At 64.3% G+C, this 23,960-nt stretch carries 21 protein-coding genes; 10 read left to right on the forward strand and 11 right to left on the reverse strand.

Annotation, left to right across the window (positions count from 1 at the left end; genetic code table 11):
* Nucleotides 1-4 precede the first annotated feature (4 nt).
* Nucleotides 5-841, forward strand: a complete 837-nt coding sequence (gene rsmA / locus LB532_RS12065) for a 16S rRNA (adenine(1518)-N(6)/adenine(1519)-N(6))-dimethyltransferase RsmA (protein WP_140637605.1) — start codon at nucleotides 5-7, stop codon at nucleotides 839-841.
* 57 nt (nucleotides 842-898) lie between these two features.
* Here the strand turns inward: rsmA and LB532_RS12070 are convergent, their stop codons facing one another.
* The 10 genes from LB532_RS12070 to fabD form a co-directional block, all read right to left on the reverse strand.
* Complete coding sequence (locus LB532_RS12070) at nucleotides 899-3,148, reverse strand: xanthine dehydrogenase family protein molybdopterin-binding subunit (RefSeq protein WP_140637604.1); 2,250 nt, start codon at nucleotides 3,146-3,148, stop codon at nucleotides 899-901.
* Nucleotides 3,148-3,651, reverse strand: a complete 504-nt coding sequence (locus tag LB532_RS12075; protein ID WP_140637602.1) for a (2Fe-2S)-binding protein — start codon at nucleotides 3,649-3,651, stop codon at nucleotides 3,148-3,150. The genes LB532_RS12070 and LB532_RS12075 overlap by 1 nt, the downstream gene beginning before the upstream one ends.
* Nucleotides 3,648-5,024: a c-type cytochrome gene (locus LB532_RS12080; RefSeq protein ID WP_224556805.1), complete on the reverse strand. Its 1,377-nt coding sequence runs from the start codon at nucleotides 5,022-5,024 to the stop codon at nucleotides 3,648-3,650. The genes LB532_RS12075 and LB532_RS12080 overlap by 4 nt, the downstream gene beginning before the upstream one ends.
* A 223-nt stretch (nucleotides 5,025-5,247) precedes the next feature.
* Nucleotides 5,248-5,904, reverse strand: coding sequence for a guanylate kinase (gmk, locus tag LB532_RS12085; protein WP_140494448.1), 657 nt, complete (start codon nucleotides 5,902-5,904; stop codon nucleotides 5,248-5,250).
* A 3-nt stretch (nucleotides 5,905-5,907) separates the two neighbouring features.
* On the reverse strand, nucleotides 5,908-6,798 hold the full coding sequence (locus LB532_RS12090) for a YicC/YloC family endoribonuclease (protein WP_140637601.1): 891 nt from the start codon (nucleotides 6,796-6,798) through the stop codon (nucleotides 5,908-5,910).
* Nucleotides 6,799-6,963: 165 nt separating this feature from the next.
* Nucleotides 6,964-8,172 carry an endolytic transglycosylase MltG gene (mltG, locus tag LB532_RS12095; RefSeq protein ID WP_140637599.1) on the reverse strand — a complete coding sequence of 403 codons (1,209 nt, stop codon included), beginning with the start codon at nucleotides 8,170-8,172 and terminating at the stop codon, nucleotides 6,964-6,966.
* Nucleotides 8,173-8,274: 102 nt separating this feature from the next.
* Entirely contained in the window at nucleotides 8,275-9,537 is a 1,263-nt protein-coding gene (fabF, locus tag LB532_RS12100) for a beta-ketoacyl-ACP synthase II (RefSeq protein WP_140494455.1), read from the reverse strand.
* A gap of 34 nt (nucleotides 9,538-9,571) precedes the next feature.
* Complete coding sequence (locus LB532_RS12105) at nucleotides 9,572-9,808, reverse strand: acyl carrier protein (protein ID WP_006203723.1); 237 nt, start codon at nucleotides 9,806-9,808, stop codon at nucleotides 9,572-9,574.
* 269 nt (nucleotides 9,809-10,077) lie between these two features.
* Nucleotides 10,078-10,815, reverse strand: a complete 738-nt coding sequence (gene fabG, locus LB532_RS12110; protein WP_140637598.1) for a 3-oxoacyl-[acyl-carrier-protein] reductase — start codon at nucleotides 10,813-10,815, stop codon at nucleotides 10,078-10,080.
* Between the two features lie 132 nt (nucleotides 10,816-10,947).
* Entirely contained in the window at nucleotides 10,948-11,889 is a 942-nt protein-coding gene (fabD, locus tag LB532_RS12115) for an ACP S-malonyltransferase (protein WP_140637596.1), read from the reverse strand.
* Between the two features lie 276 nt (nucleotides 11,890-12,165).
* On the opposite strand from fabD, the gene LB532_RS12120 reads away from it, so the two are divergent.
* Nucleotides 12,166-14,094, forward strand: coding sequence for an LTA synthase family protein (locus LB532_RS12120; RefSeq protein ID WP_224556807.1), 1,929 nt, complete (start codon nucleotides 12,166-12,168; stop codon nucleotides 14,092-14,094).
* Between the two features lie 44 nt (nucleotides 14,095-14,138).
* Here the strand turns inward: LB532_RS12120 and LB532_RS12125 are convergent, their stop codons facing one another.
* Entirely contained in the window at nucleotides 14,139-15,848 is a 1,710-nt protein-coding gene (locus LB532_RS12125) for a pilus assembly protein (RefSeq protein ID WP_140637595.1), read from the reverse strand.
* 450 nt (nucleotides 15,849-16,298) lie between these two features.
* Here LB532_RS12125 and rpsF point away from each other — a divergent pair, with 450 nt between their 5' ends.
* The 8 genes from rpsF to radA all read left to right on the forward strand — a co-directional run bounded on the left by rpsF (nucleotide 16,299) and on the right by radA (nucleotide 23,952).
* Nucleotides 16,299-16,793: a 30S ribosomal protein S6 gene (rpsF, locus tag LB532_RS12130; RefSeq protein WP_140494463.1), complete on the forward strand. Its 495-nt coding sequence runs from the start codon at nucleotides 16,299-16,301 to the stop codon at nucleotides 16,791-16,793.
* Nucleotides 16,793-17,041, forward strand: a complete 249-nt coding sequence (rpsR, locus tag LB532_RS12135; RefSeq protein ID WP_006203718.1) for a 30S ribosomal protein S18 — start codon at nucleotides 16,793-16,795, stop codon at nucleotides 17,039-17,041. The genes rpsF and rpsR overlap by 1 nt, the downstream gene beginning before the upstream one ends.
* Before the next feature lie 235 nt (nucleotides 17,042-17,276).
* Complete coding sequence (gene rplI / locus LB532_RS12140) at nucleotides 17,277-17,858, forward strand: 50S ribosomal protein L9 (RefSeq protein ID WP_140637593.1); 582 nt, start codon at nucleotides 17,277-17,279, stop codon at nucleotides 17,856-17,858.
* A 213-nt stretch (nucleotides 17,859-18,071) separates the two neighbouring features.
* Complete coding sequence (locus LB532_RS12145) at nucleotides 18,072-19,364, forward strand: SAM-dependent methyltransferase (protein ID WP_140637592.1); 1,293 nt, start codon at nucleotides 18,072-18,074, stop codon at nucleotides 19,362-19,364.
* A gap of 85 nt (nucleotides 19,365-19,449) precedes the next feature.
* On the forward strand, nucleotides 19,450-19,773 hold the full coding sequence (locus LB532_RS12150; RefSeq protein WP_140637590.1) for a YnfA family protein: 324 nt from the start codon (nucleotides 19,450-19,452) through the stop codon (nucleotides 19,771-19,773).
* A gap of 3 nt (nucleotides 19,774-19,776) precedes the next feature.
* On the forward strand, nucleotides 19,777-20,760 hold the full coding sequence (locus LB532_RS12155; RefSeq protein ID WP_140637589.1) for a small ribosomal subunit Rsm22 family protein: 984 nt from the start codon (nucleotides 19,777-19,779) through the stop codon (nucleotides 20,758-20,760).
* Between the two features lie 213 nt (nucleotides 20,761-20,973).
* Nucleotides 20,974-22,464 (forward strand): replicative DNA helicase, encoded by a 1,491-nt coding sequence (locus LB532_RS12160; protein WP_140494474.1) that lies wholly within the window; start codon nucleotides 20,974-20,976, stop codon nucleotides 22,462-22,464.
* Nucleotides 22,465-22,548: 84 nt separating this feature from the next.
* Complete coding sequence (radA, locus tag LB532_RS12165; RefSeq protein ID WP_140637587.1) at nucleotides 22,549-23,952, forward strand: DNA repair protein RadA; 1,404 nt, start codon at nucleotides 22,549-22,551, stop codon at nucleotides 23,950-23,952.
* Nucleotides 23,953-23,960 lie beyond the last annotated feature (8 nt).

Here is a 23,960-nt window from a genome sequence, read left to right on the forward strand (position 1 = left end):
ACTCATGAGCATGGATGGGCTGCCGCCGCTGCGCGAGGTCATCGAGCGCCACGGCTTGCAGGCAAAGAAGGCACTGGGCCAGAATTTTCTGTTCGACCTCAACCTGACCGGCAAGATAGCGCGCGCCGCCGGCAGCCTGGCGGAGACGACCGTAATCGAGGTCGGCCCCGGCCCTGGCGGGTTGACAAGGGCCCTGCTTTTCAACGGCGCGCGCAAGGTCGTCGCCATCGAGCGCGACGAACGCTGCCTGGCGGCCCTCGCTGAGATATCGGCCCATTATCCCGGTCGGCTGGAGGTCGTTTCCGGCGACGCCCTGAAGATCGACTTCCCCACGCTTGCCGCGACCGGCGGTGACGGCGGGCTGGTCAGGATCGTTGCCAACCTGCCCTACAATATCGGCACGGAACTGCTGGTCCGCTGGCTGACTGTCGCGGAGTGGCCTCCCTTCTATGCCTCGATGACCCTGATGTTCCAGCGCGAGGTGGCCCAGCGTATCGTCGCCGCGCCTGGCAGCGAGGCCTATGGCAGGCTCGGCGTGCTGGCGGGGTGGCGCACGCAGGCCAGGATAGCGTTCGACGTGCCGCCCCAGGCGTTCACACCGCCGCCCAAGGTAACCTCTTCCGTCGTGCATCTCGAGCCGCGCGTGACGCCGCTATGCGCCGACGTGAAAAAACTCGGCCGCGTCACGGAAGCCGCCTTCGGCCAGCGCCGAAAGATGCTGCGGCAGAGCGTTAAGAGCCTCGGCGGCGAGGCCCTGCTCGAACGCGCCGGGATCGACCCGACCCGGCGCGCCGAGACGCTCGATGTCGAGGAATTCGTGCGGCTGACCAATGCGGTGTAGCGCCGCCGGCCCTGGAAGCGCGGCGCAATCCGATCCTTGTCGAGCGCATGCTTCGAACTACACGCCCAACACCGCTTTCACGCGCTCGCGCGTGTAGGGCAGGTCATAGATGCGTTTTCCCGCGGCGTGGCGGAAGGCGTTGGCGATCGCGCCGGCTGTCGGGCCCTGCGCTGCTTCCGCAACGCCGAGATAGGGCGTGCCGGGATTGTCGACGACATGCACTTCCACGCTGTCCGGAACAGCGCTGAAGCGCAGGATCGGATAGGCCGACCAATCCGCGCTCAGGATGCGGGTGTCGTCGAAATGGACGGCCTCGTAAAGCGTCCAGCTCAGCGACTGCAAGATTCCGCCTTCGGTCTGGTTGACGATCGAATCCGGCGCCACCGCTTCGCCGCAGTCGACTGCCGAGACCACGTGCGAGATGGCGATGGCGCCGCTGTCGCGATCGACCTCCGCTTCAAGCGCGACTGCGAGATAGGCGGCGTGGTTCTTGTACTTGGCGAAGGCGAACCCCCGGCCGCGGCCCTCCGGCATAGGATTATTGCTCCAGCCGAATTTTTGCGCCGCAACCTCGATCACCTTCCTGGCGCGCGGGTCCTTCATGTGCCTCAGCCGGTATTCCACCGGGTCGGCGCCGGCCGCGAGGGCCAGCTCGTCCATGAAGCTTTCGATCGAGAACACGTTGCAGTAGGCGCCGAGGCCGCGCAGCGACGAGACGCGCACCGGCATGTCGGCGACGAAATGCCAGTTTACCCGCTGGTTCGGCACGTCGTAGAGCGGGATGGCGTTGCGGTCGCCATTGCCGAGCGGCGAGATCTGCAGCTTGGCCGGATCGGGCGGGAAATGCTTCGCCATCAGCCGGCCGGCGATCAGCGAACCGGCCGTTCCCGGCCGCGTGCCGTGGCTGTTGCTCCACAGATCATAGTGCCAGTTGACGATCTTGCCGCTGGCGTCCAGCGTTGCGCTGGCGCGCGTCAGCATGCCAGGGCCATAAGGCTCCCACAAATGCTCCTGATCGCGCATCCACTGCACGCGCACCGGCGTGCCGGGCAGCGCCTGCGCGATCAGCGCGGCGTCGGCCGCCGCGTCGTCGGCACCATTGTGGCCGTAGCAGCCTGATCCCTCGGTGTGGATGCAGCGCACCTTTTCCGGTCCGACGCCGAGCATCTCGGCGATCGCCTTGCGGTCTGGATAGACGCCTTGAGTATGCGTCCACACCGTGATGAGACCCTTGTCCGACAGGGCAACGGCAGCGGAGGGGCCGATCGACCCATGCATCTGGTAGGCGCGGGTGAACTGTGCCTGCAGCGTCTTTGCGCCGGCTGCCGTTTCCGCGCCGACCGAGGTCACGGTGCCGACCTCGGCGACCGAGCGTTCGAGGAAGGCGGGGATATTGTCCTGGTCCGGCAAGGCCGGCTGCTCCTGCCACTTCGCCTTGGCGGCCATGGCGCGCATGGCCTGGACCGCCTGGAATTCCTGCGTGGCCACAACGGCCAGGAAGTCGCCATCGTGGATCACCGCCACCACGCCCGGCATCGTCTTGATGGCGGCCTCGTCGACGCTGACGAGCTTGGCCGAATAGCTTGGCGGGCGAACGACGCGGGCATGCACCATGCCGGGAAGCCGCATGTCCTGGACATAGGCCTCGCCGCCCGTCACCTTGGCCGGAATATCGACGCGCGCGAACGGCTTGCCGATCGCGTGATAGCTGTCCGGCGATTTCAGCGCTGTGTCGGCCGATGCGTCCACATGCAGCAAATCCGCCACCACGAGTTCGCCATAGCCCACGGACTTCCCGTCCGGCCCGGTGATCCTGCCGCTTGCCGCCTTGAGCTGGTCGGCCGGAACGCCGAGCTTCTCGCTCGCCTTGGCGATAAGGATCTGGCGCACCTGCGCCGAGGCGTAGCGTATGGCGGTGCCGCTGTTCTGGATCGTCTGGCTGCCGGCGGTATAGCCTTCGTTCGGCGTCAGCGCGGTATCGGCGGTGATGAGCTTGATGGAAGCCGGCTCGACCTCCAGTTCTTCGGCGGCGATCTGGCGCAGCGACGTCCTGGTGCCCTGGCCGAGCTCGGCCTTGCCGGTGAAGACGGTGATCGAACCGTCGGCATCCAACCTGATCCAGGCGTCGAGCGAGGGGGTATCGGCAAGGCTGCCCGGCAGTTTCTTGGCCGGGGCCGGCGTCGCGGGCGTCTGCGCCGGGGGCGCGGCCTCCTGAGCCTGCACGGGAATGGTGAAGGACACGACCAGCGCGCCGGTCCCGGCGAGAAAGCCGCGTCGTGTCAGCTCGGGAAAGGTTGGCGCGTTCATCATGCCCTCCCTGCGGCCGCGGCCGGCGCCAAGCCAGCCGATTTCGATTTCATCAGGTCGCGCGCGCGGCTCACCGCCCGCAGGATGCGCATATGCGTGCCACAGCGGCAGAGGTTGGGTTCCAGCGCCTGCCGGATATCGGCGTCACTGGCATCGGATTTAGCCTCGAGCAGCGCCTGCGCCCGCATCATCATGCCGGCGATGCAATAACCGCATTGCGCCGCCTGCTCCTCGATGAACGCTTTCTGCATCGTACCCGGGTTCTCGATCGTGCCCAAACCCTCGACCGTCTTGACCTCGCGGCCTTCCACCAGCATCGCTGGCGTCAGGCAGGAGAAGACGGGCTTGCCGTCGACCATCACCGTGCAGGCGCCGCATTGGCCAAGGCCGCAGCCGAACTTGGCGCCGTTCAGCTTCAAATCGTTGCGCAGCACATAAAGCAGCGGCGTCGCGGGATCGACGTCGACGTCGTGGGAGATGCCGTTGACGTTGAGCTTGATCATCTGTCCTTCGCTCCTACATTGTCCGGGCCGCGCTCGATGCCGTCCGAGGGCCGGACGCTGACCTCGTATTTTCCGCTCCTGGTGTCGGCGATCCTGGCCGCCGCATCCTGCCAGGCCGGCTTGCCGGCAAAGGCATCGCGCAGATAGGCCAGCAAGTCATTCACCTGGTCGTCCTTCAGCGTCGCCGCGAATCCCGGCATGATGGCGCTCGGGCGTCCACCCGCCGCCGGCAGGCCGAACAGCACGGTGTTGATGACGTTCTGCGGATCTGGCGCGTTGACCGCGCTCGACAGATGGAAATTTATACCGCCAAAAGGCGGCGGACGGCTGCCGTCGTGGCAGGTGGCGCATGCTGCCTGGTAAATGACGGCTCCACGCGCCGCCGGCGTATCGGCGGATGTCGGCACCACGGCGGCGGTCGACGCCGGGTCGGCCGCGGCGCGGCCGCGGGTAGCCTGCGCGGCTGCCGTCCGTTCGGCGGATGGTTCGCCCATGAGCGACATGACGTAAGTGGCCATGGCGTCGATGTCGGCGTCGGGAAGCCGGCCGAGATTGCCCGTCACTTCGCCCATCGGGCCATTGGCGACGCCGTGGTCGGCATGCCAGCCTTGCCTGAGATAGGCAAACAGGCTGTCATGCGTCCACGGTATGGGCGCCGGTGAAGTGCCGTCGAGCGCAAAGGCCGTCCAGCCTTCCGCCTCGCCGCCGGCCATGTGCGAACCCTTTTCTTCCGCGCCGAACCGATTGCGCGGCGTGTGGCAGGCGCCGCAATGGCCGAGCCCATCGACCAGATAGGCGCCGCGGTTCCACTGCGCGCTTTGCGAAGCATCGTTTTGATAGGCGCCCCTGTCGAAGAACAGCAGCTTCCAGCCGGCGAGCACGAGGCGCACATCGAGCGGGAAAGGCAGCTCGTTCGGAGGCGGCCGGTTGTTCACCGGCTGGCGCGTCATCAGATAGGCATAGAGCGCACGGTTGTCCTCATCGGAAACACGCGTGAAATGATCGAACGGGAAGGCCGGGTAGAGATGCCTGCCCTCGCGGTCGACGCCTTCGCGCATGGCGCGGTTGAAGGCTGCCTGCGACCAGCGGCCGATACCGGTCTGCGGATCTGGCGTGATGTTGGTCGAATAGATGGTGCCGAACGGCGTCGGCACGGCGAGCCCGCCGGCAAAGGACTTTTCACCGGGCCTGGTGTGGCAGGAGGTGCAATTGCCGACCGAGGCCAGCACAGCGCCTTTCTCGATCAGCGCCGGGTCGAACGACGATCGTTGCGGCGGCTCGACAGGATCGATCGCCGGCTTCCACGCATAGGCGAAAAACCCGGCGCCGCAGACAATGACAATGGCAAGAACGCCCAGCCAGAAGCGTTTCAATATCTGCTCTCCCTCATGGCTACGGTGAGACTCCGCCGAACCGGCCGTTACCGACCACGCGCGCGCGTTCGTGCCGGAGAAACTAGGGGCATTACCCTCTTCGTCAATTGTCTGATTTATGTCGCCGAAAAATGCATCTGGCGCGACCTGCTCGGGCACATCGTTTCGGACTTGTCGGCCTTCGGCCTGTCCGCCGGCCCATGTTCGTGGGCAGAGGAAAGTGCTAGCTCGTCTTCTCGTCCAACAGTCCCGAGACGAAATCGAAGAGCCCGGGCCGACGATCGCGCCGCAACCGCTCGGCGACAACGATGCCGCGCACTTCGGCGAAGGCGCGATCGAGGTCATCGTTGACGATGACGAAATCATACTCCTTCCAGTGTTCGATCTCATTGCGCGCGTTCTTCAGCCGCGTCTCGATCACCGCTTCCTGGTCCTCGGCGCGGCGCTTCAGCCTTGCCTTCAACTCCTTCATCGACGGCGGCAGGATGAAGATCGAGACGATGTCGGCGCGCATCTTCTCCTTGAGCTGCTGGGCGCCTTGCCAATCGATGTCGAACAGCATGTCGCGCCCTTGAGCCAGCGCCAGTTCCGCCGGCTCGCGCGGTGTCGCGTAGCAATTGCCATGCACCTCCGCCCATTCGAGCAGGGCGTCCGAATCGCGCAGCCGCTCGAACTCGCGCATGGTGCGGAAATGATAGTGAACGCCTTCGATCTCCGAGCCGCGGCGCGGCCTGGTGGTGACGGAGACCGAGAGTTCGAGGCTGGAATCGCTTTCCAGAAGGTTGCGCGCAATCGTCGACTTGCCGGCGCCCGACGGCGACGACAGCACGAGCATCAGGCCCCGGCGGCGAATGCGGGACCCCAAATCCCTGGCGACCATCGGCTACTCCAGATTCTGGACCTGTTCACGAAACTGATCGACCACGGCCTTCAGTTCCAGCCCGATGGCGGTGACCGCGGCGGCGTTCGACTTCGAGCACAGCGTATTCGATTCGCGGTTAAATTCCTGTGCCAGAAAATCGAGCTTGCGGCCGACGGCGCCGCCGCCGGAAAGCAATGCCCGACCCGACGCCACATGCGTCTTCAGCCGGTCGATCTCCTCGCGAATGTCGGCCTTGGTGGCGAGGAAGGCCGCTTCCTGGTGCAGGCGGGCGGCGTCGAGGTTGGCCGAAGCATCCATCAAGAGCCGCACCTGCTCGGCGAGGCGTTCGCGGATCGCCGCCGGTTCGCGCGAGGGATCCGCTTCGGCATTCAGTGTCAGCGCTTCGATGGCGTCGATGTGGCCCAGCAGAAGGGTGCGAAGTGCCGCGCCCTCACCCTGGCGGGACCGCTCCAGCCCCGCCAGTGCCACCTCGAGGGCAGCCATGACGGCGTTGTCGAGCGCTGTGCGCACATCCTCGGTTTCGGTGGTCTCGGGAATATCGAGCACGCCGCGCAGCGACAACAGTCCGTCGGCGGTCGCAGGCGCAACACCAAATTGTTCTTCGATCCGCTTGGCGAGCCCGGCCAGATCCTTGAGGAAGGCCTCGTTGACAACGGGCTGGGACTGCATTCCGGCGGCGCGCGTGATGGTCAGCGTCGCCTGAAAATTGCCGCGCGCGAAACGTTTCTGAAGCGTCTGCCTGATGGCCGGCTCCAGCCGCTCAAAACCCTGCGGCAGCCGCAGCCGCACCTCGACGCTCTTGCCGTTGACGGATTTGACCTCCCAGGCAATCGAGGTGCCGTCATGTTCGGCGACAGCACGCGCAAACCCGGTCATGCTCTGCAAATTCATCGTGCCTGCATACCCCTGGCGCGTACTGCGGATACTGCTTGATCCGGCTTCGCGCACCTTCAGAAGCCGAAATGCCCGCCTGCCAACCGGCTTGCGAGGCGCCCCGATAAAATCCAACGCTCCTGCCTTCAACCAGCGTGGACGAGTTGGAAAAACCGTGCGCCGCTACTGGGCCGCCCCCGCGTCGCCGTCAATGGGAGCGTCGGTCTGCCCCTCCACCTTGGCATCAGCCTTGGCCGCGTCGTCGACCTGCTTCTTCTGCTGGGCTCGATAGCGCGCGACGTTCTCATTGTGCTCGTTAAGCGTGGCGGCGAAGACGTGTCCGCCAGTGCCGTCGGCAACGAAATAGAGGTCGTCGGTCTTAGATGGATTGGCTACCGCCTCCAGCGCCGCGCGGCCGGGATTGGCGATCGGCGTCGGCGGCAGGCCGTTGATCACATAGGTGTTGTAGGGCGTCGGCTTCTGGATGTCCGACTGATAGATCGGCCGGTCGGCGGGTTTGCCCTTGCCGCCGAACAGACCGTAGATGATGGTCGGATCGGATTGCAGGCGCATGCCCTTGGCCAGCCGGTTCAGGAAGACCGCGGCGACGCGCGAACGCTCATCGCCCTTGCCTGTTTCCTTCTCGACGATCGAGGCCAGCGTGACGAAGTCGTCAATGCTGGCGAGCGGCAGGTCGGCGGCGCGCCGCTGCCAGACCTCCTCGACCAGCTTCTTCTGGTCGGCCAGCAGCTTGTCTATCATCTGCTGGCGCGTGGCGCCGCGCGTGAAGCGCAGCGTATCGGTGGCGAGGCTGCCCTCTGGAGGCACGGTGGCCGGCATGTCGCCGCTCAAGGCGGGCTCGCCTGCGATGCGCGCCAGCGCCTGCTCGACGGTCAGCCCTTCGGGAATGGTCAGCGAGTACATGACCGACTTGCCGCTCTTCAGCAATTCCATGATGTCGCGCATGGACGCCCTGGGCTTGACCTCGTATTCGCCGGCCTTCAGCGCCGAATCATTGCCGAAGGCTCGCACGCCAAGACGGAATATGCGGGCGTCGCTGATCAGGCCGCGCCGCTCGAGCTGGTCGGCGATATCCTGGACGCCGGTGTTCGGCTTGACCAGGAAGGTGTCGCCATTGGCCGATGGGCCGGGCTCGGTGAATTCCTGCTTGCCGAAGTAAAGCGCGATACCCGCCGCCAGAACCATCAGCATCACCAACGAGATGACGAAGTTCATGAACACGACGACCTGGCTGCGCGAAGCACGCGAGCGCTTCGGCGGCGGGGTCCCGGCCTCCGGCCGCAAGGCTTCGCTGGCTGTCTTCGGCATGATCGGTCCCGATGTCGCCTGCCCTTGCCCGAACTCTCCGTTGCCGGCCGGATTTGTGTTCATTTCGCCCTACCGTTTGATCTCTCAACGAATCCCCTGCGGCAGAGTAGGGGCGAATATGGCAAAATTGACGACACGCCGAAGCGCCGTCCGGCAGGCCGACGGTCAGCCATTGTAGCGCTGGAAGACCAGCGAAGCGTTGGTGCCGCCGAAGCCGAAGGAATTGGACAACGCCACGTCGATCTGGCGGGCACGCGGCTTGTTCGGCACCAGGTCGATCGCGGTCTCACGCTCCGGATTGTCAAGGTTGATGGTCGCCGGCGCGATATTGTCGCGGATGGCGAGGATCGAGAAGATCGCTTCGGCAGCCCCTGCCGCGCCGAGGAGATGGCCGATCGACGACTTGGTCGACGACATCGAAATCTTCGATGCGGCATTGCCGACCAGCCGCTCGACGGCGCCGAGCTCAATCGTGTCGGCCATGGTCGAAGTGCCGTGCGCGTTGATGTAATCGACATCGGCGGGCGTCAGCTTTGCCCGGTTCAACGCCGCCGTCATGCAACGGAATGCGCCGTCGCCATCTTCAGCCGGTGCGGTGATGTGATAGGCGTCGCCGGTCAGGCCGTAGCCGGTCACTTCCGCATAGATCTTCGCGCCGCGCGCCTTGGCATGCTCGAGTTCCTCAAGCACGACGACGCCGGCGCCCTCGCCCATGACGAAGCCGTCGCGATCACGGTCATAGGGCCGCGACGCCGTTTGCGGCGCGTCGTTGCGCTCGGTCGACAGCGCACGGCAGGCAGCGAAGCCAGCGATCGACAGTCGCGTCACCGGCGCTTCGGCGCCGCCGGCGACCATGACGTCGGCATCGCCCCAGATGATCAGCCGGGCTGCGTCGCCGATGGCATGCGCGCCGGTTGAGCAAGCGGTGACGACGGCATGATTGGGGCCTTTCAGCCCATGCCGGATCGAAACCTGGCCGGAGACGAGATTGATGATCTGGCCGGGGATGAAGAAAGGGCTGATGCGGCGCGGGCCGCGCTCCTTCAGGATCATCGCATTCTCAGCGATGCCTTCGATGCCGCCAATGCCCGAACCGATCAGAACGCCGGTGGCGCACTGCTCGGCATGGGTCTTCGGCTGCCAGCCGGAATCCTTCAGCGCCTCGTCGGCGGCCGCGATCCCGTACAGGATGAAGTCGCCGATCTTGCGCAGTTCCTTCGGCTCGAGCACCGCCTCGGGATTGAAGGTGGCGTTGCTGCCGTCACCACGCGGAACGACATGGGCGATCTTGCAGGCAAGATCCTCCACCTCGAACTCGGTGATGCGCTTGGCGGCGCTGCGGCCGGTCAGAAGTTCCTTCCAGCTGTGCTCGAAGCCCATGCCGAACGGCGACAGCAACCCAAGGCCCGTGACGACGACACGCCTCATCGCAGGTCCTCCCCGGTGATGACTGCGGAAAGCGTCAGGCCGAAGCCTTGTCGATGTACTTCACGGCATCGCCCACCGTCAGGATGGTTTCAGCCGCGTCATCGGGGATCTCGACGCCGAATTCTTCTTCGAACGCCATGACGAGTTCGACCGTGTCGAGACTGTCGGCGCCCAGATCATCGATGAAGCTCGCCTGCTCCGTCACCTTGTCGGCATCGACGCCCAGGTGCTCGATGACAATCTTCTTGACGCGCTCTGCGGTGTCACTCATTTGGGGCATCCTCGTCTTTTGGTTGTCTGTCTTCGTTAGCGGGCGGAATGCCGCTAATCAAGCTGAAAGATGGTCCCGCCGGAAACGCAATGGCCGCAGACCGGTTTTTGCCCGAACCGCCGGGTTGCGGGCCGCATTACACGAAAAATCGTGGGCGTCCAAGCCGAAATGGTCGCTTTTCACAGCCCGCCCAGGCGTCGCCTGTCGCCGTCTCAAAGCCACCGCGAATGCCCGGGCCCGGCCCGAAATGCATGCTTTGGCCGACCCGATCAGATCATCGCCATGCCGCCGTTCACATGGATGGTTTGGCCGGTGACGTAGCCGGCCTCGCTGGAGGCAAGATAGGCGACGGCGGACGCCACCTCGGCGCTGGTGCCCATGCGGCGCGTCGGGATGGCGGCCATGATCGCCTCCTTCTGCTTGTCGTTGAGCTTGTCGGTCATCGCCGATTCGATGAAGCCCGGGGCGACACAGTTGACGGTTATGCTGCGGGTGGCGATCTCCTGCGCCAGCGATTTGGAAAAACCGATCATGCCGGCCTTGGAGGCGCAGTAGTTGGTCTGGCCGGGATTGCCGGTGACGCCGACCACCGAGGTAATGTTGATGATGCGGCCGTGGCGACGGCGCATCATCGGATGGGTAAGCTCACGCGTCAGCCTAAACACGGCCATCAGATTGACTTCAAGCACGCTGTCCCAGTCGGCGTCCGACATGCGTACGAACAGTCCGTCCTTGGTGATGCCGGCATTGTTGACCAGGATATCGACGCCCTCGAGTTCGGCCTCCGCTTTCTGGCCCAGCGCCTTGACCTCGTCGCGGTTCGACAGGTCGGCCGGAAACAGCTTCACCCGGTCGCCAAGTTCGGCGGCCAGCGCCTCCAGTTTCTCTATACGCGTGCCGTGCAGGCCGACGACGGCGCCCTGCGCATGCAACACCCTGGCGATCGCCTCGCCGATGCCTCCCGACGCGCCGGTGACAAGTGCCTTGCGGCCGGTCAGTTCGAACATGTGTTTTCCTCTTTGGTTTCGGAAGCTCAGCGAGCAACCTCATCTGTATACGTCGTGCCGGTGTCCGATTGCCATCACCAACGGAATATCTTCAGCGATACAAGCCGCGCCATCAAATTCACACGCGGCGCTTCACCCGAGCGCCGCCAATGCGGCCTCGACCTCGGCCGCGGAACCGACCGATGTCGTGGCGATGTCGCGGTTGATGCGCCGGGCCAGCCCTGAAAGCACTTTTCCCGCGCCGACTTCATAGAGCGTGGTGACGCCGTTCGCGCCGAACCACTCCACCGTCTCGCGCCAGCGCACGCGGCCGATCACCTGTTCGAACAGACGGCGCGCAATGATTTCGGGATCGCTGGTCGGAGTGACCGTGACATTGGAGACGAGCGGCACGACAGGCGCGTTCTTGGTTACCCCGGCCAGCGCTTCCCGCATGATCTCGGCTGCAGGCGCCATCAGCGCCGAGTGGAAGGGCGCGGAGACCTGCAGCATCAGCGCCCGCTTGGCGCCCTTCTCGGTGCACAGTTTGGCGGCCAGTTCGACCGCTGCCTTGGCGCCGGAAATCACCAGCTGGCCACCGCCATTGTCGTTGGCGATCTGGCAGACCGATCCTTTGGCAGCCTCGGCGCAGGCGGCTTCGACATCGGCCTGCTCCAGCCCGATGATCGCCGCCATGGCGCCTTCGCCGGCCGGCACCGCCGCTTGCATGGCATTGCCGCGGATGCGCAGCAGCCTGGCGGCATCGGCAACCGAGACGAAGCCGGCGGCGGCGAGCGCCGAATACTCGCCCAGCGAATGGCCGGCGACGTAAGCGACCTTGTCCTTCAGCGAAAAACCGCGTGCTTCCAAGGCCCTGATCGCGGCCAGCGATACAGCCATCAGCGCCGGCTGCGCATTGGCGGTCAGCGTCAGCGTCTCTTCCGGCCCTTCCCAGATCAGCTTCGACAGGTTTTCGCCGAGCGCGTCGTCGACTTCGCTAAAAACCCTGCGCGCCTCGGGGAAGGCATCGGCGAGGTCCTTGCCCATGCCGACAGCCTGGCTGCCTTGTCCCGGAAAGGTGAATGCAACGGCCATGTGTGGGCTCCCAAAGCTCGGTTCTGCTTGCCTGATACACGAATTTTCCTGCCTGTGACGCAACGCGGCCTGCCAAGTCAAGCCCGGTTTGGCCCGGCCCCCTGGCAGCTTTGCGGGCCGAGTGCCTGTTCCAAAAGGCTTTTTGGCGATCACTCCTGATGAAAACCGCTCACGAATCGTTTGCTGGCTCTTCTTATTTCCGCCACAGGCGCTAGCTTTGCGTGACAATTCCATGACAATCGAGTGACGGGTCTGTCGCTGGGTGGGGAAGTTAAAGTGGCTAGGATTTCGAAAGGCGCAGGCAAAGCCGCGCCACAGTTTCTGGAAGACGATCCTTCCACCGGCTACCTGCCGGGACGGAAGTGGCCGACCATACGCTATGGGCTGACCAGCCTGCTGATCGCGGCCGTCCTGGTGTTCGCCATCGAATTGATCGTGCGCGGCGACTTCGGCGGCACGGTTTCCTTCTTCCTGCAGCCGCTCAAACCGGGCTGGACCACGATCGTGGTGTTCGCCCTGGTTCTGATCGGCCTCGATGCCGTTTTCGGCCGCAGCTATCAAAGCCTGATGATCGTCGCGCCGCTGACGCTCTCGCTGGCTTTCATCGGCCATCAGAAATCGCATTATCTCGGCGATCCCCTCTACCCGACCGATTTCCTCTACTCCCGCCAGATCGTGGCGCTGCTGCCGCTTCTGGTGCGTGACCGCCCGATAACTGCCCTTGCCATGGTTGTCGGCATCGTCGCCGGCCTGTCGCTGCTCATCTATGGCTGGCGGGTCTGGCGTCGAAAGGTGCCGATACTCAGCCGCAAGGGCCGTCTCGCCCGGCTGACGCTGGCGGTGCCGCTGCTCGCCTTCTTCGTCTCGATCATGGACTATGCCACCTTCTCCTGGACCCGGGACCGGCTGCAGATCATCCCGATCATGTGGGACCAGAAGGAGAATTACGCCTCCAACGGCTTTGCACTCGCCTTCGCGCTCAACGTGCCGATGGCGCATGTCTCGGCGCCGCCAGGCTATTCGGCAAAGACGATCGCGGCCATCGACAGGCCGCAGGTGACCGCCTCGGTGCCCCAGGAAAAGCCCGACATCATCGTCGTCATGAGCGAATCCTTCTGGGATCCGACCAAGCTGCCGGGGGTCACCATCACGCCCGATCCGATCCCCAACGTGCGGGCGTTGCGTTCGGGCTCCATGTTCTCACCCGAATTCGGCGGCATGACCGCCAATATCGAGTTCGAGGCACTGACCGGCTTCTCCAACGCCTTCCTGCCGGCCGGCAGCATCCCCTACCAGCAATATGTGCGCACGCCGACGCCGTCGCTGGCGACTTTCCTGAAGAGGGAGGGCTACAGGGCGCGCGCCATCCATCCGGGCACCAACTGGTTCTGGAACCGCGGCGCGGTCTATGCCGATTTCGGCTTCGACGACTTCAGATCGGAAGAGACGCTGCCGCCGATGCAAAAGCGCGGGCCGCTGGCATCCGACGCGGCGATGACGGACGAGATCATCAGCGAGGCCGATGCCAGCGATGCCCCCGTGTTCTTCTTTGCCGTCAGCCTGCAGAACCACGGCCCTTACGAGCCGAACCGCTACTACAACCCGACCCACACCGTGCAGGCGCCTACCAGCCAATGGGCGCGTGAATCGCTGCTGAGTTACACCGAGGGCTCGGCCGACGCGGACCGCGGTCTCGGACGCCTGATCGAATGGGCAAAGAAACGCTCTCGCCCCACCGTCATCGCCTTCTTCGGCGACCATCTGCCGCCACTTGGGCCGGTCTATGTCGAGACGGGGTTCATGAAGGACAATGTCGCGCCGCGCAAGGAGGCTTCCGCCGAGGCGGCGCTGGAGCATCATCAGACGCCACTGGTCATCTGGTCGAACCGCACAGGCCCGGCCAAGGACATGGGCGCCGTCAGCCCCGCCTTCCTGCCCTATCACATCCTGAAAACAGCCGGCATCACCCACCCCTACTACACCGGCTTCCTGGGCGAGATGCGCGAACGCTACCGCGTGGTCGACCGCAATCTGCTGCTGACGCCGGCGGGAGAAGCCACGCCCGATTGGGCGCGGCAAAAGCAGATCGACCCGGCGATCCGCGACTTCCGGCTGCTGCAATACGACATGATGTTCGGCAAACGCCATGCGGCGCCCGACTTCTTCCCCGAAACGGTGGACAAGGTCGTCGCCCATATGAGCTGATATTCGCGGCATCCTTCAGGATGCCGCACGTCGGGGTCGGGCGTTCAATTCGTCAGTTGCAATTTCGAGAATTTGTTGGCGATCTGCTGGAACACGTTCGGCAATTTGTTTGGATCGTTGACGGCGTAATAGTCGCTGGGATCCGAGGCGCAAGCGCTGTAGAGCGTGCGGTTGGCGGCGGTGTCGGATTGCAGCACCATCGTGTAGATTTCGGCGCCCTGATTCTTCAGCTGCGTGCAGACGCTTTTGGTCCATCCGTCGACATTGCGCGCGGCGGTCGTCTGATTGTCCGATCCAAGCCGACCGGCAGCGCCATAGGCTGAGCCGGCGAGAAAACCATAGGATGTATAGTCGGACTTCGTCGTCTCGTTGCTGGCGCCGTAGACGACATTCTCCCCGTCGGTGAGCAACATGACGATCTTGCTCACCCCGGGCGTCTTCCAAGGCGTCCCCTCAGCATAGGGCGCACTCGGCGACAACACCCGCTGGCCCCAGGCCAGGCCCTCGGAAACATTGGTGCCGGACCCCGCCCATGCAAGCATCTTGGCGGCCGCCTGGCGAAGCTTTGTAAAGTCTTCCGTCAAGGGGACGATTGGCGAGGGACAGGACCGGTTTGGCCCTACCGTCAGTTGCAAGGCGTTTGGATCGCTTGTGACCGCGGTGGCAATGGCGGTGTTCTGCGGCGCCACATATTTGGCGACCGTTTCAAGATCACCCCTCAAAGGGCCGGCAGCACTTCCAAGCAAGCCGCTCAGATCTATTCCGAGAACATTCAGTCCGCCATTCTGAGCAAGTTTGGTCTCATCGGGGGCGTCGTCGATAAAGGAGTTGTTGTAGTGATAGGCGTCGTTTGAATAGCCGCTGGAAGGCTTCGTGCCGTTTCCCGGACTGTCCGGCGCGAAATACGGTACGAACAGAGTGTCAGGGTAACGTGGATCGGGCGGCGTATCGGCGATATTAAGGGCACCAGGGCGCGCCTCGACGCAGCCTTTCCAACCCGTATCCTCCCCCTTGCCGTCCTTCCACCCCGTTAACTTCGCGGCAGAGGCCGGATCTTTCATCAACTGCCTGAACAGCGCCATATGATTGGGACGCTTGTGGTTGATGGCGGGGAAATTGATTCCATTGGTGGATGACTTGCCGTCCATATCGATCCAGGACGGGTCGAACCCGTCGCCGTTGACATTGACTGCCGTGACGAAGGGTACCAGCGCCACGCGGACCTTGCGCGTCGGTGATTGCGCCGCCTCCAGATATTTGAGCAGATTGTCCGTCGCTGTCTTCAGGGCAGCAATTTTGGCGCCGGCCATCGAGCCGGTGTTGTCCAGAACCAGCACGACTTCGAGCTGGTTGTTCGATTCGACCGCCGAGGCATCGACCACGATGTGCCTGCTCTGGCCGAGCAGGAAGGCGAAGTTCAAATTGACGTCAGCCGAGGCGACCGCCTTCGTCTTGACGAAGTTGACGCCGCTGTCGACCGTCAACGTGGCCCGCGCGTTTGTGAGTTCGCTATGGCCGGCTACGTTGGCCTGGAAATAGCGGTTGAAGGCGTCGGTGCGGGTGATGTCCAGATCGCCGAGATGCGAGGAAGCGAGATTTGCCGCGTCGAGCGCATTCTGCAGGTTGCTTCTGGCCCGCATGATGGTGGAGACATCGGTTGCGAAGGCCACGGCCGACAGGATGGCCGGCAAGCCGATCCCGAGCAAAAGCGCGAAATTGCCGCTTTTCGAGCGCCAGAATTTCTTGAGAAGCATCCTTACCCCCGGAAAAATGCCTAGCCCGTTGCTGACAGCGGGATGCCGCTTTTTGCGCCAGACATGATGAATCGGCGGTTGATGCCGGGGCCGCGACCCCATACAACCTGTCTTGGTGGTTAAGGTCTGGTTTCCGGGAACCATGAAGTCCTGTCGCCGCACCTGCCGGTTTTCCGGCCCTGCGACATCCGGGATTGCCACCTGCTCTTGCCTTCCACGTGGATTGCTATATAGACGCCGCCAATCTGCCGGTCCCAGCTGGGGGCTGAACGGAGGGCCGGAGGTTTTCGAAACCTTCGCGTGAAGCCAGAAGCGCTTCCGCCTCCCGTGTCTCCGCTCTCGACCGTCTCGTCATGCTCCTTTCTTCCCCGCTCCTGGCGGGTCAGAGAAGTTGCAGAGGCTTTTGCCGCCGGGAACCGGGAGAGAAACGAAGAAAGGCGAAAAGACATAATGGCTCTTTACGAACATGTGTTTCTTGCCCGGCAGGACCTCTCGCAGCAGCAGGTCGATGCGCTTGTCGAACAGTACAAGGGCGTCATCTCCGCCAATGGCGGGTCCGTCGGCCGGGTCGAGAACTGGGGACTGAAGTCCCTCACCTACCGGGTCAACAAGAACCGGAAGGCATACTACACGCTGATGGATCTTGACTGCCCGCCGGCAGCGCTCAACGAAATGGAGCGCCAGATGGGCCTGTCCGAGGACGTGCTGCGTTTCCTGACCATCAAGGTCGATGCGCATGAGGAAGGTCCCTCCGCCATGATGCAGAAGCGCGAAGAGCGCTCGGAACGCGGCGGCTTCGGCGACCGTGACCGCGGCGACCGTGGTCCGCGCTCGTTCGGCGACCGTGATCGCGGCGATCGTCCGCCACGCAGCTTCGGCGGCGACGCCGGTGGCGATCGTGGTCCGCGCCGTCCGCGCGAAGGCTTTGAAGGGGGTGCAGAATAATGGTCGACATCAACCAGATCCCGACCCGGCGCCCGTTCCATCGCCGCCGCAAGACCTGCCCGTTCTCGGGCGCCAACGCGCCCAAGATCGACTACAAGGACGTGCGCCTCCTGCAGCGCTACATTTCCGAGCGCGGCAAGATCGTGCCGTCGCGCATCACCGCCGTCAGCCAGAAGAAGCAGCGCGAACTCGCCAAGGCGATCAAGCGCGCCCGCTTCCTCGGCCTGCTGCCCTACGTGGTTCGCTAATCCTTGACGCGGGGGGGGGCCCCCCCCCCCCCCCCCCCCCCCCCCCCCCGCTTCTCTTCCACGGCGACGGGCGCCGCTGGATTGCGCATCAAATCCCGAGTTGAGGCCAAAAGCCTCTAACTGCCGCGACAGGCAGGACAGCGACACTGGCGGCAACGCCCTTTTGCTTCCTGACCTGTTCCAGAGAATTCGGTGCCGATCCCTCGATTGGTGCCCTAATGAAAGGAACAAAACCATGGAAGTCATTCTTCTCGAACGCGTTTCCCGCCTCGGCCAAATGGGCGATACCGTCAAGGTCAAGGACGGCTTTGCCCGCAATTTCCTGTTGCCGCAGGGCAAGGCGCTGCGCGCCAACGAAGCCAACAAGAAGAAGTTCGAAGGCCAGCGCGCCCAGCTTGAAGCCCGCAACCTCGAGCGGAAGTCCGAAGCCTCGCAGGTCGCCGAACAGCTCGACGGCAAGAGCTTCATCGCCGTTCGCTCGGCCGGCGAGACCGGCCAGCTCTACGGCTCGGTGTCGACGCGCGACATCGCCGACCTGCTGACGGCGGAGGGCTTTTCGGTCAACCGCAACCAGATCCAGCTCAACCAGCCGATCAAGACCATCGGCGTGACCAATGTGGCGATCGCGCTGCATCCGGAAGTCGAGGTCACCATCACGCTCAACATCGCCCGCACGGCCGACGAAGCCGAGCGCCAGGCCAAGGGCGAGACGCTGACCACCGCCGAGGCCATCTATGGCGAGGACATCAACGACAATGCCCGGCCGGAGAACTTCTTCGACCCGAACGCAGAGTTCGAGGGCGAAGAGAACGCCTGATATCGGTGCGGCGCGCCTGCCGGCGCGCCGCATTCGGCTTCGGCCTCAATAGCTCCAATCAGACTGGCAGCTCCAGACTGGCAGCTCCAGTCAGACTGGACCAATGCCCGGGTTCACCACCTGGGCATTTTTGTGCCAAAAGGAACTTTTCGAAACCCTATATATTGATGCAGAGTAGGACAGCCTGTCTGACCGAGAGGGGACATTTGGGTCATGAATATTCTGTTGAAACGCGTTCTCGACCGCCTGGTGCGCACAGGCCATCTCAAGGTGACCGGCCCACAGGGCACGACATTCGTGTTCGGTGACGGCAGCGGCGAGCCGGTGCACCTGCACATCAAGACCAGGCACGCCGAGCGCGCCGTCACCTTCGATCCGATGCTGGCCGTGCCGGAAGCCTACATGGATGGCGAACTCGACATCCTCGAGGGCGGCGTCCTTGGCCTGATGCGCATCGCTTTCCAGAACATGGGCAGCGGCGGCATCGACGCGACGTGGTCGAAAGCCATCGAAGGCCTGCGCCACGCTTTCCGCCGCCTGCAGCAGATCAACACCGCGTCGCGTTCGCGCCGCAACGTGCAGCGCCACTATGATCTGTCGGGCGAGCTTTACCGGCTCTTCCTCGATGAGGACATGCAGTATTCCTGCGCCTATTTCGAGCAGCCGGACATGACGCTGGACGAGGCGCAGGCAGCCAAGAAGCGCCACATCGCCGCCAAGCTCAGGCTGAAGGCCGGGCAGACGGTGCTCGACATCGGCTCCGGCTGGGGCGGGCTGGGCCTCTACCTCGCCAAGGCCTTCGACGTCGACGTACAGGGCGTGACACTGTCGACCGAGCAGCACGGTGTCGCCACCGACCGGGCGCATGCCCAGGGCCTGGAAAACCACGTCCATTTCGAGCTGAAGGATTACCGCGAGCTCAACGAACGCTTCGACCGCATCGTTTCGGTCGGCATGTTCGAACATGTCGGGGTCAACCATTACCGCACCTTCTTCGACAAGAGCGCGACGTTGCTGAAGCCCGACGGCGTCATGCTCCTGCACACGATCGGCCGCTCCGGCGTGCCGTGGGCGACCAGCGCCTTCATCCGCAAGTATATCTTCCCGGGCGGCTACATTCCCGCGCTTTCCGAAGTCATGCCGGCGATCGAGAAGTCAGGCCTCGTCGTCACGGACATCGAGATCCTGCGGCTCCATTATGCCGACACGTTGAAGCATTGGGGCCAGCGCTTCGGCGCCAACCGCGACAAGGCCAAGGCGATCTATGACGAGCGCTTCTGCCGCATGTGGGAATTCTATCTGGCAGCCTCGGAAGCCGCCTTCCGCTGGCAGGACCTGGTCATCTTCCAGATCCAGCTTGCCAAGAAGAACGACACGCTGCCGATGGCGCGCGACTATATGGTCAAATGTGAAAAGGCGCTCGAAATGCGCGACATGGGCCATCGCGAAGCGGCTCCGGTCGAAAAGCCCGCCAAGCCCGCCCGGCGCCGCAAGGTGGCGGAGTAGGAACAGACCGCTTTGCGACATTGACGCTTGCCATTCCCGGCTCGTGCCCTGAAAAAGGCCTCGTGATCGTCGCGGGGCCTTTTTCATGACCTATTTCCTCTATGCAGCCGCGGCGCTCGCCGAGATCGCCGGCTGTTTCTCGGTGTGGGCGTGGTGGCGGCTGGAGAAGTCGCCGCTGTGGCTGCTGCCAGGTTTCGTTTCGCTCGTTCTCTTCGCCTGGCTTCTGGCCCTGGTCGACACCAGCGCGGCCGGCCGCGCCTATGCCGCCTATGGCGGCATCTACATCGCGGCGTCGCTCGCCTGGCTTTGGCTGGTGGAAAGCGTGCGTCCCGACCGGTGGGATCTTGCGGGGGCGGCGCTCTGCATAGTGGGTGCCTCTGTCATCCTGCTCGCACCACGAGGAGCATGAGCCGTGGAACTGCCTGCCCCGCTTCGACAGGCCGTCGACCGTGCCCTCGAAAACGTGCCGCTGCCGGTGCTCAGGCAGGCGGCGAAAACCCTGTCGGATCGCTATCGCGCCGAGACGCGCGACGGTCGCCTGCATATGGCGCAGGATATGGCGGTCAAAGCCTATCTGGCGACGCGGCTGCCGGCGACCTATGCCGCCGTCCGCGCCAGCCTCGACGCGGTGAACGAAGCCCTGCCGGAATTCGCGCCGAAAACGCTGCTCGATGTCGGCGCAGGCCCGGGCACCGTGCTTTGGGCCACGGCGGACCTGTGGCCCGGTCTCCAACAGGCGGTTTTGCTGGAAGCCAGTCCTGCGGTGCGCAAGGTCGGCGAGGCGCTTGCCGCCGACGCGATCGCTGCCCGGATCGCCTGGCAGGCCGGCGATGTGACCATCGACCTTGACGGTTTGCAGCCGGCGGATCTGGTCACCTGCGCCTATGTGCTGGACGAGATCGCACCGGCATCCCTGCCCAAAATGGTCGATCGGCTGTGGCAGCTCACGACAGACACGCTGCTGATCGTGGAGCCGGGCACGCCGGCGGGCTGGCAGCGTGTTCTCGCGGTTCGCCGGCAACTGACGGAAGCGGGCGCGCACGTGCTGGCACCTTGCCCGCACGAAGACCCCTGCCCGCTCATCCCGCCCGACTGGTGCCACTTTTCGCGGCGCGTCGCCCGCTCGCGCCTGCACCGGCTGGCCAAGGACGCCGAAGTGCCATGGGAGGACGAGAAGTTCATCTATGTCGCGGCTTCGAGGCAGCCGGCGCCAGTCCGCGCGGCGCGGGTGATCGCGCCGCCGAAAACCGGCTCGGGCAAGGCCGCGCTCAAGCTTTGCCGGCCGGATGGCAGTGCCGGCGAGACGCTTTTCAGCAAGCGTGACGGTGAACTGTTCAAGGCGGCGCGGCGGTCGGACTGGGGCGATGTGCTCGATACAGCCCAGGGGTTCGGATGACGATTGTTCTTGCTTTGTTCCAAACCGTCGCGTAGAATCAGCCCCTTGTCGAGTCAATCGGAATCAGGGCACGGGAATACTGTCCTGTGGACGGTTTTCTGTTTCTGTGAACAGTGGGCATCAAATCTGCTTGGGTGATAACTGTTGCAGATAAGTCAGCACTCAATTTTCCGATTCTGATATCGAGAGACCGGGATCGAAATCGGGGACATCATGGCAGAGGCAGCGCGGAAATTCGGCGTGGCGGAGCAACCGCTCTATCGCGAGGCGCCGAACAACATCGAGGCGGAACAGGCGCTGCTCGGCGCGATCCTGGTCAACAACGATGCCTTCTATCGCGTCTCCGACTTCCTGAAGGCCAGCCACTTCTACGAACCCCTGCATCGCAAGATCTTCGAGATCGCGGCCGAGCTCATTCGCATGGGCAAGGTGGCGACACCGATCACGCTGAAGACCTTCCTGCCGGCCGACGAGAAGGTCGGCGACATGACGGTGGCGCAATATGTCGTGCGCCTGGCGGTCGAAGCCGTCACGGTCGTCAACGCCGCAGATTACGGCCGCGCCATCTATGACCTTGCGACGCGCCGCGCCCTGATCACCGTCGGCGAGGACATGGTCAACATCGCTTATGACGCGCCGGTCGACATGTCGCCGTCCGAGCAGATCGAGGATGCCGAACGGCGCCTGTTCGAGTTGGCCGAAACCGGCCGCTATGACGGCGGTTTCGAGAGCTTCACCGATGCGGTCAAGACCGCGGTCGACATGGCCAATGCCGCCTATATGCGCGACGGCCACCTGTCGGGGCTGGCCACCGGCATGCGCGACCTCGACCGCCGCATGGGCGGCCTGCAATCGTCCGACCTGATCGTCCTTGCCGGCCGCCCGGGCATGGGCAAGACGTCGCTCGCCACCAACATCGCTTTCAACGTCGCCGAGGCCTATGTGCCGGCGCAGCAGGCCGACGGGTCGTTCAAGGCTGCGAATGGCGGTGTCGTCGGCTTCTTCTCGCTCGAAATGTCGTCGGAACAGCTCGCGACCCGTATCATCTCCGAACAGACGGAAATCTCCTCCTCGAAGATCCGCCGCGGCGAGATCACCGAAATGGACTTCGAAAAACTGGTCGCCTGTTCGCAGACCATGCAGAAGATCCCGCTGTTCATCGACCAGACCGGCGGCATCTCGATCGCCCAGCTCTCGGCCCGCGCCCGGCGCCTGAAGCGCCAGCGCGGCCTCGACCTCATCGTCATCGACTATATCCAGCTGATGCAGGGCTCCAGTGCCAGGGCCTCGCAGAACCGCGTGCAGGAAATCACCGAGATCACAACCGGCCTCAAGGCACTGGCCAAGGAGCTTGCGGTGCCGATCATCGCGCTGTCGCAGCTCTCGCGCCAGGTTGAAAGCCGCGACGACAAGCGCCCGCAGCTCTCGGACTTGCGCGAATCCGGCTCGATCGAGCAGGACGCCGACGTCGTGATCTTCGTCTACCGCGAGGAATACTACCTCAAGAACCGCGAGCCGAAGCTCGGCACCGACGAATACATCAAGTGGGAAAACGAGATGAACGAGATGCGCGGCAAGGCCGAGGTGATCGTGGCCAAGCAGCGTCACGGACCGACGGGCACGGTCACGCTCGCGTTCCACGGCGAATTCACCCGCTTCTCGGATCTGGCGGAGGAACATCATATCGCGGAAAGATTTGAGTAGCTTTTTGACTCACCGTCGCGCTCCGTCACACCCCCCTGGCCTGCCCACCTATCCAGCATCGGCGATCCCGAAGAGGCCTCGCTAATGGCTAAATCCCGCGTCCAGTTCATCTGCCAGAACTGCGGATCGGTGCATCAGCGCTGGGCCGGCAAATGCGATGCCTGCGGCGAATGGAACACGCTGGTCGAGGAAGGCACGTCCGGCGGCATCGGTTCCGGGCCGGCCAATACGCGCAACGCCCGCAAGGGCCGCGCGGTGGTATTGACCACGCTTTCCGGCGATATCGAGGACGCGCCGCGCATCGTGTCGGGCATCGGCGAGCTCGACCGGGCCACCGGCGGCGGCTTCGTGCGCGGCTCGGCGCTGCTGGTCGGCGGGGATCCCGGTATCGGCAAGTCGACACTGCTCACCCAGGCAGCCGCGGCCCTGGCCTCAAGGGGCCACCGCATCGTCTATGTCTCGGGCGAAGAGGCGGTCGCCCAGATCAGGCTGCGTGCGCAGCGCCTCGGCGTCGCCTCGACGCCCGTGGAACTGGCAGCCGAGACCAATGTCGAGGATATCCTTGCCACGATCGCCGACGGCAAGCGGCCGGACCTGGTGATCCTCGATTCGATCCAGACGCTGTGGACCGACCTCGCCGATTCGGCGCCCGGCACCGTCACCCAGGTGCGTGCCGCCGCCCAGGCGATGATCCGCTACGCGAAATCCACGGGTGCTGCGATCGTGCTCGTCGGCCATGTCACCAAGGAAGGGCAGATCGCCGGCCCGCGCGTCGTCGAGCACATGGTCGACGCCGTGCTCTATTTCGAGGGCGAAGGCGGCCATCACTACCGTATCCTGCGCACGGTCAAGAACCGTTTCGGGCCGACCGACGAGATCGGCGTCTTCGAGATGTCGGACAAGGGGCTGCGCGAAGTTGCCAATCCGTCCGAGCTGTTCCTCGGCGAGCGCCACGCGAAATCGCCGGGAGCGGCGGTTTTCGCCGGCATGGAAGGTACAAGGCCGGTGCTGGTCGAAATCCAGGCGCTGGTCGCGCCCTCCTCGCTCGGCACGCCGCGCCGCGCCGTCGTTGGCTGGGACGGCGCCCGGCTGTCGATGATCCTGGCGGTGCTCGAGGCGCATTGCGGCGTGCGCTTCGGCCAACACGACGTCTATCTGAATGTCGCCGGCGGCTACCGCATTTCCGAGCCCGCGGCCGATGTGGCGGTGGCGGCCGCACTGGTTTCCTCGCTCACCGGTCTTGCCCTTCCCGCCGATTGCGTCTATTTCGGCGAAATCAGCCTTTCTGGCGCCGTGAGGCCGGTTGCGCATGCGCAGCAGCGTCTCAAGGAGGCCGAAAAGCTGGGTTTCGGAAGCGCGGTTCTGCCCTTGGGCAGCGAGGAACTTGCCGGAGGAATCGGGGCCGGCGCTTTCCAGCCCACCGAGCTCGCCGACCTCGTGGCGCGCATAGCCGGCTCACGGCGCAGCCGCGCCAACGACGAAGAATGACGGGCTCA

Source organism: Mesorhizobium sp. ESP-6-2, assembly GCF_020164675.1.
Taxonomy (GTDB): domain Bacteria; phylum Pseudomonadota; class Alphaproteobacteria; order Rhizobiales; family Rhizobiaceae; genus Mesorhizobium.